The organism is Enteractinococcus helveticum (genome assembly GCF_020742345.1).
Lineage (GTDB): Bacteria > Actinomycetota > Actinomycetes > Actinomycetales > Micrococcaceae > Yaniella > Yaniella helvetica_A.
In genome coordinates, this window is sequence record NZ_DYXC01000102.1 from 1 (window position 1) to 5,737 (window position 5,737).

Sequence of the window (5,737 nt, forward strand, 5' to 3'; positions counted from 1 at the left end):
CCTGCCTCGATCGCGGTCTCGATGACTTCGTAGCCTCCGGGCGGGGTGTCCACGATGACGAGCCCGTCATGATCGCCGAGGGTCCGGGCAAGGTGGGCAGGAGTGGCCGCCGTGACGATGGGCCAGGGGAAGGCCTCACCCGCCTCCTCGGCCGCCTGGGCCCAGGCGGTGGCGGTGCCCTGGGCGTCGGAGTCAATGAGGGTGACGTCTATTCCGCGGGTATGGGCAGCTGCGCACAGCAGGACGGCGGAGGTTGTTTTACCTACCCCGCCCTTCGTGTGGGCGATAGTCAGTATGGACATGAACTCAGTGTGACATACTTACGCCTTAGCTGCACAACGTATGTATGCCATACATCCTAACGCTAAAACATACGTATGTTATTACGCTTTAAATTAACTCCTGTTTCAGCGTTTCCTACAACCCGCCTGCCATTATCTACACCCCGAGCCACAACGACATCAGCGGTAGTATCTAAAGAAAGACAATCAGGAGGTCGTGATGCTCGATAACTTGGATGATGTGAAGCAGGTTCTGAACATCGATTCGATGCGGAATATGGGTGGCGAGAAGGTCATGGAGCTCGTCGGATTGATGCAATCTGGCCAGCTAACTGAAGCTGGCAAGGTAGCGGTGTTCACGGCGGCACCAGAACTCCTCGAAAAGATCTCCGACGCAATGGATGACACCAACGAACAGGCCGTGCACAGCAACGACCAGAGCTCCACGAACATTTATGACCACCTGAGGCAGAGCCAAAAAATCTGGGCGGCTATGGCGGTAGACCCCGAGGCCACTGAAGAAGAACGCCGAGACGCACGCGACCGACTTGAGCGAGTGGACGAGCGACTCATGAACCACGATGTCAACAACAAGCAATTCAACCTTGAGGTGATCAAAAACAAGAAAGAGGTACTACTGACCGCAGCAGGCTTTGCCGTATTAGCTATTGGCGGACTAGCGAGCGGGGGGAAACTACCGCTACCACGACGGTAAGCGATCTCAGCATGACCAACTCAGAAAATAAGAGACGCGGTCATCCATCAAGGCTTGACCTCCCTTTATTGACCGACTCTTTGAGGTGTGCCGTATCGAAACACTTGTGTGGAATGTGTTCTCCCCGTTTCATAGGGTTCCTAAATAGTTTTAAAGCTCCCATCGCCCAGGCTCTAGACGTACTGAGACCTCCTCACACGGTGTTATTAACCCTCATCTTCCGAGAACTTCTTAAGCTCATCCTCAGAGAAAAAGATCCAAGGATTTTGTCGATCTTTTGCACTTCGCCAATAGCCTCAATACTGGCCGTGCCTGCGCTGATCGGACTCCAAAACCACAATAATTTATCCAGATGATCCGCTTGTAGATTTGTCATTGCCGGTAGTTGACGAGTTGCCTTGCCTAAGTTCTCATCATTAATTGGTTCCTTAAGATGAGTGGCCTGTATTTTTATTACTTCACTTAAGGCCGCAAAGGTGTGCTTGAGTTTTGCAGCTTTGCAGGATTCTCCAGTAGGTTCTTCTCTACCTTACGCAGAATTTCATCATCTCTATGGCTTACGCTTCCCCCTGGAGGGTGACGCATCTGAAAGCTGTCACTTTGATAGTTTTTCCCACCGTTCACCTGACGTAGGTAAAGTAACGGATTAAGTTACAGGTAGGCTTCATGAGACCTCGAGCAACGATTTCCGCATCAATTGTCACGTAACCGATCGTATTTGCGAAATGAAGTCGCGCGTGGACATCTAGGCATCTTTTCGTCTGATGCCTAAGTTAAATAATGTAGCAAGCAAGGCTGTCTTGATAGTCGCTAACTAGCGCCTCGTCTAACCTCTATTGCCCCAATGCCCGACGTCGGAACTCTGCCGGGGTACAACCCTCAATGCGCTTGAACACTTGGCCGAAATAGGAAACATTTTGCACACCCCAGCGCAGCGCAATCTGTTCGATGGGTTCTAGGGCACGAGCTGGAGAAGCTAAATCCTCGCGTATCCGTTCAATCCGGCGCTTTCTAATGTAACGGGCAACCGTCAAATCGGTCTGTGAGAACAACTGGTGCAGATATCGAGTGGAGATGAAAGCGCCCTCCGCGATCATTTGCGGGCTAAGATCGTGGTTCTGCAGGTTGGACTCGATATATGCCAGGCAGCGCTCTCGAAGCACGTCAGCGCTAGTTTCCGTGTGCGCTCGATGATCATTCTGGGAACGAAGCATCTGTTCAATCATTCCGACAACATGCTGGGAGACGCCAACCCGTGCGGCCCCGCTGATAGAACCATTGCTGACTTTAAGGTGCCGTAGGAAAGACTGCACCGCCGGAGCAAGTCCTTGATCCGCGCTGTAGGCAGTGGCGCTGAATTGGTGAAGTTCTTCTGGGCGGCTGGAAAATCTTGTCAGTGGAATCTTTGCACTCAGGGAATGGTAGTTCCGGGATCCTTCGATCCGAACAGGAGCATCTGAAGTGTATATCGAGAATTGACCAGGTTTCACCTTGGTGCGGCGACCGAACTGTGTGAGGTAGAGAGATCCTTCCAGTTGGAAGCTAACAACACAATGGTTCTCCGCCTGGGTTTGGACATCCTCTTCAGTTCGTTCTGCTGCGTGGGATTCAGACCTCAGGAGGAAAAGGCTGGTGTCCAGGAAACTTGTCGAAGTGATTCGACCTTCAAAAGCTTTGGAGTCCGGAATGTCAAAGTTGAAAGGCATCACGATTTTTTCCATGAGCTGCTGCCAAGACACCTTGTCCATGGGGCTGCTCGGCACTACGAACTCCGGTACCGTGTCCGACTCTTTCGTCATGAAGTTTATCCCATCTCTCCTTTGGGGCTGGCGGATTCCCTATGATTATCGGCTCAATCAACTCGACCAGAATCTGATGTAGCCACAGATGGGCCCACGCATGGGTTGAGGATCATGATTGCTTCGATCAGCATACCTCCAGCCATTGGGTAGTGCAATGAAGATCACGTTATTGATAAAAAATGACCAGGAGCACAAGTGTGCACTGAATTGAGAATGGAGTTCACTCTAGAGATATAGGTCACATGCAACTTACCTTTAGTGTCTAAGTCATGCCAAAGGCTGGCAGTCAGACCGTTTAGAAGCGAGGAAATTGCATGACATATCTACTTGGTTCGCATCACGTGACCCTATCGGTTGGCGGGGCGCAGGAAGACGTAGATTTCCATACCCAGGTTCTCGGTATGCGATTCATCAAGAAGACCGTCCTATATGACGGATCCTCCCCCGTTTATCACCTCTACTACTCCAACGCTCATGGTGATCCCTCAAGCGTCATCACCACGTTCCCATGGGCACAGGCAGGGCTATACGGAACGCGCGGAACCAACCAGGCCCGTGAGGTTCTCCTGGCCGTCCCCGCCAACTCCCTGGACTTCTGGGCTCAACGTTTGGCCCAGCACAATATTGCTGCCACTCAATCCGAGATCTTTGGTGAGCGACGAATCTCTTTCCTTCACCCCAGCGGAATCGAATACCAGCTCGTTGGCGTCGTAGGCGATCCACGCCAGGGTTATACCGGCTACGGAGTCCCGCAGGAGGCTGCGATTCACGGCATCCACGGCGTTGGGATCCATGTATTTGATCAGGATCGCATGGTTGATTTTGGTAATGAAGTCTTTTTCGCTCAAGGTGAAATTTGGGAGGAAGGAGATCGCGCCCGGTTCCGAGTCGGCACAGATTCCTTCGGCAACTGGATCGAACTCACCGGAAACCGAACAGATCCCCAAGGCACTTGGCGCTACGGGGCAGGCACCTATCACCACTTCGCTTGGAACCTCGACACCCTGGCAAATCAGGAGCAGGTTAAGTTCGACATCGAAGGTGCTGGCTACACGGATATCTCCGAGCTGAAGAACCGCACCTACTTCAAATCCCACTATGTTCGCTCGCCGGGTGGTGCCCTGTTCGAACTCGCGGTGACCCACGAGGACGGTGGCTGGGACTGCGACGAATCACCGGAGGAATTGGGCAAGCAATTCATGCTGCCAACCCAGTTCGAGTCGGAGCGGGAATCCATCATGTCCAAGCTAGAAACAATTAGCATCGACGCCAAAATCGAGGAGTGACTTGAACAGATGACTGGGCAAATAAAGCATCCTTCGGAGCCTGAGGCATACGGGGCCAAGGCATCAGACGCCGAGCTTATTGTCTACGGGATCCATGGACGAGGCCAATCACCGGAGTTCATTCGAGAGCTGGCAGATCGAATTGGGCAGTTGGGTCGCTTTCGTTGGGTGATGCCAGCCGCGCCGGGAAACTCCTGGTATCCCGAAAGTTTTTTGGCCCCAACCACGAAGAATCAACCTTCCCTAAAGGACGCGTTGCAGACAATCGATACCCATCTCAGCGAACTTCTGGATCACAATGCTCCGATCGTCACTCTCGGATTCTCACAAGGCGCTTGCTTATTGGCTGAATTCCTCCTCCGTACCCGAAAGCCGGTGGACGGCATTGTTCTACACACCGGTGGTTATTTGGGGCCACACAGTCAGACTTTCAGTTCCGAACCAGATTTTTTGGGGACCCCGGCTGTGGTGCTCACAGCCCGTGAGGATGCGTGGGTGCCACTGTATCGAAGTGAAGAAACAGCTGAAGCGCTTCGTGGCGCAGGCGCTGATGTCACGGTCGAGATTTATGAAGACAAAGAGCATCACATCAATGACGCCGCGATCGAAAGCATTCGCAGTCTCCTGGAACGGGTCGCGGAAACTAATGGAAAAACATCACTCAGAAAGAGAGCAGAACAATGACCGCTGCAGTAAAGACCGAAAACGGTAAAGTTACTCGCCTGAATCCAGGTGTGGAGTTCGAGGCGCTGATGGAGCGGCTCGACGCCATCACCCCATTGCTTAAAGAAAACGGTGAAAAGAACGAAGAGATCGGGCATCTAACAGATGAGACGGTTAATGCCCTCCATGAGGTAGGTGCTTTCCGTATCGGTATCCCAGAGTCCCTCGGGGGCTACGAGCTTACCCCTCGACAGACAATCCAGGTGCTGGAAAAGGTTTCTTACGCTGATCCTGCCACCGGCTGGGTTCTCATGGCACTTCAGATGGTCACCGGCACCACCGGGGCATACCTTCCGGCGGAAGCCCAAAAAGAACTTTTCGGTGGCGGCAACTACCCGCTGATTGCAGGCCAGGGCACCCGCTCAGGTAAGGCAGTCCGGGTTGAAGGTGGCTACCAGGTCAGTGGAAAGTGGTCCTTCGGATCCGGCATGCTGCACGCCACTCACGTCCACTCGGCAGCCTATGATGCTGACAATGATCGTCCAATCGTGGTGACCTTTCCCCGTGAGCAGGCAACGCTGGAAGACAACTGGGATGTTATGGGTCTACGTGCTACCGGCAGTATTGACTATTCATGTGAGGACCTTTTCGTCCCCGATGCCTATGTCTATGAGCCAACAACGACCGCGCCGCTAGCCGGCGGTGCTCTCTATCGTCTGGGATTGGCAAATATGTCTGGCATTTGCCACACCGGTTGGGCACTCGGTGTTGGGCGCCGACTCCTTGATGAGATGAAGTCATTAGCCCAGAAGAAGACCGGCTCCCCGGGCACCTCAGTAGATACCGATCATTTCCACGCTGAGTTTGGTCGTGCTGAATCTCGACTTCGCTCGGCACGAGCTTGGGCCATGGAAGTGTGGGCAGACAATGCATCCACCATTGATTCCGGTGAGCTGCTGTCTGTGGAGCAAGAGACCCTCACCCGCCTAA

6 protein-coding genes are annotated in these 5,737 nt (G+C 53.1%); 4 read left to right on the forward strand and 2 right to left on the reverse strand.

Features of this window, described 5'->3' with window-relative positions; translation table 11 throughout:
* A partial coding sequence (locus K8V32_RS09470; RefSeq protein ID WP_303906355.1) for a ParA family protein occupies positions 1 to 302 on the reverse strand: 302 nt, incomplete at its 3' end.
* Between the two features lie 196 nt (positions 303 to 498).
* Here K8V32_RS09470 and K8V32_RS09475 point away from each other — a divergent pair.
* The gene (locus K8V32_RS09475) at positions 499 to 996 is read left to right on the forward strand and encodes a hypothetical protein (protein ID WP_303906359.1); all 498 of its coding nucleotides are present in this window, start codon (positions 499 to 501) and stop codon (positions 994 to 996) included.
* Positions 997 to 1,829: 833 nt separating this feature from the next.
* Here the strand turns inward: K8V32_RS09475 and K8V32_RS09480 are convergent.
* The gene (locus K8V32_RS09480) at positions 1,830 to 2,795 is read right to left on the reverse strand and encodes a helix-turn-helix domain-containing protein (RefSeq protein WP_303906362.1); all 966 of its coding nucleotides are present in this window, start codon (positions 2,793 to 2,795) and stop codon (positions 1,830 to 1,832) included.
* A gap of 317 nt (positions 2,796 to 3,112) precedes the next feature.
* On the opposite strand from K8V32_RS09480, the gene K8V32_RS09485 reads away from it, so the two are divergent.
* From K8V32_RS09485 to K8V32_RS09495, 3 genes are all read left to right on the forward strand, one after another.
* Positions 3,113 to 4,084, forward strand: a complete 972-nt coding sequence (locus K8V32_RS09485) for a VOC family protein (protein ID WP_303906365.1) — start codon at positions 3,113 to 3,115, stop codon at positions 4,082 to 4,084.
* A gap of 9 nt (positions 4,085 to 4,093) precedes the next feature.
* The gene (locus K8V32_RS09490) at positions 4,094 to 4,768 is read left to right on the forward strand and encodes an alpha/beta hydrolase (RefSeq protein ID WP_303906369.1); all 675 of its coding nucleotides are present in this window, start codon (positions 4,094 to 4,096) and stop codon (positions 4,766 to 4,768) included.
* Positions 4,765 to 5,737: acyl-CoA dehydrogenase family protein (locus K8V32_RS09495; protein ID WP_303906371.1), on the forward strand; the 973-nt coding region annotated here is incomplete at its 3' end. The genes K8V32_RS09490 and K8V32_RS09495, both read left to right, overlap by 4 nt.

What these genes read in the sequence shown, in the direction of transcription:
- K8V32_RS09480 (WP_303906362.1), bottom strand. Translation starts at nt 2,795, where the DNA reads ATGACGAAAGAGTCGGACACGGTACCGGAGTTCGTAGTGCCGAGCAGC.
- K8V32_RS09485 (WP_303906365.1), top strand. Translation starts at nt 3,113, where the DNA reads ATGACATATCTACTTGGTTCGCATCACGTGACCCTATCGGTTGGCGGG.
- K8V32_RS09490 (WP_303906369.1), top strand. Translation starts at nt 4,094, where the DNA reads ATGACTGGGCAAATAAAGCATCCTTCGGAGCCTGAGGCATACGGGGCC.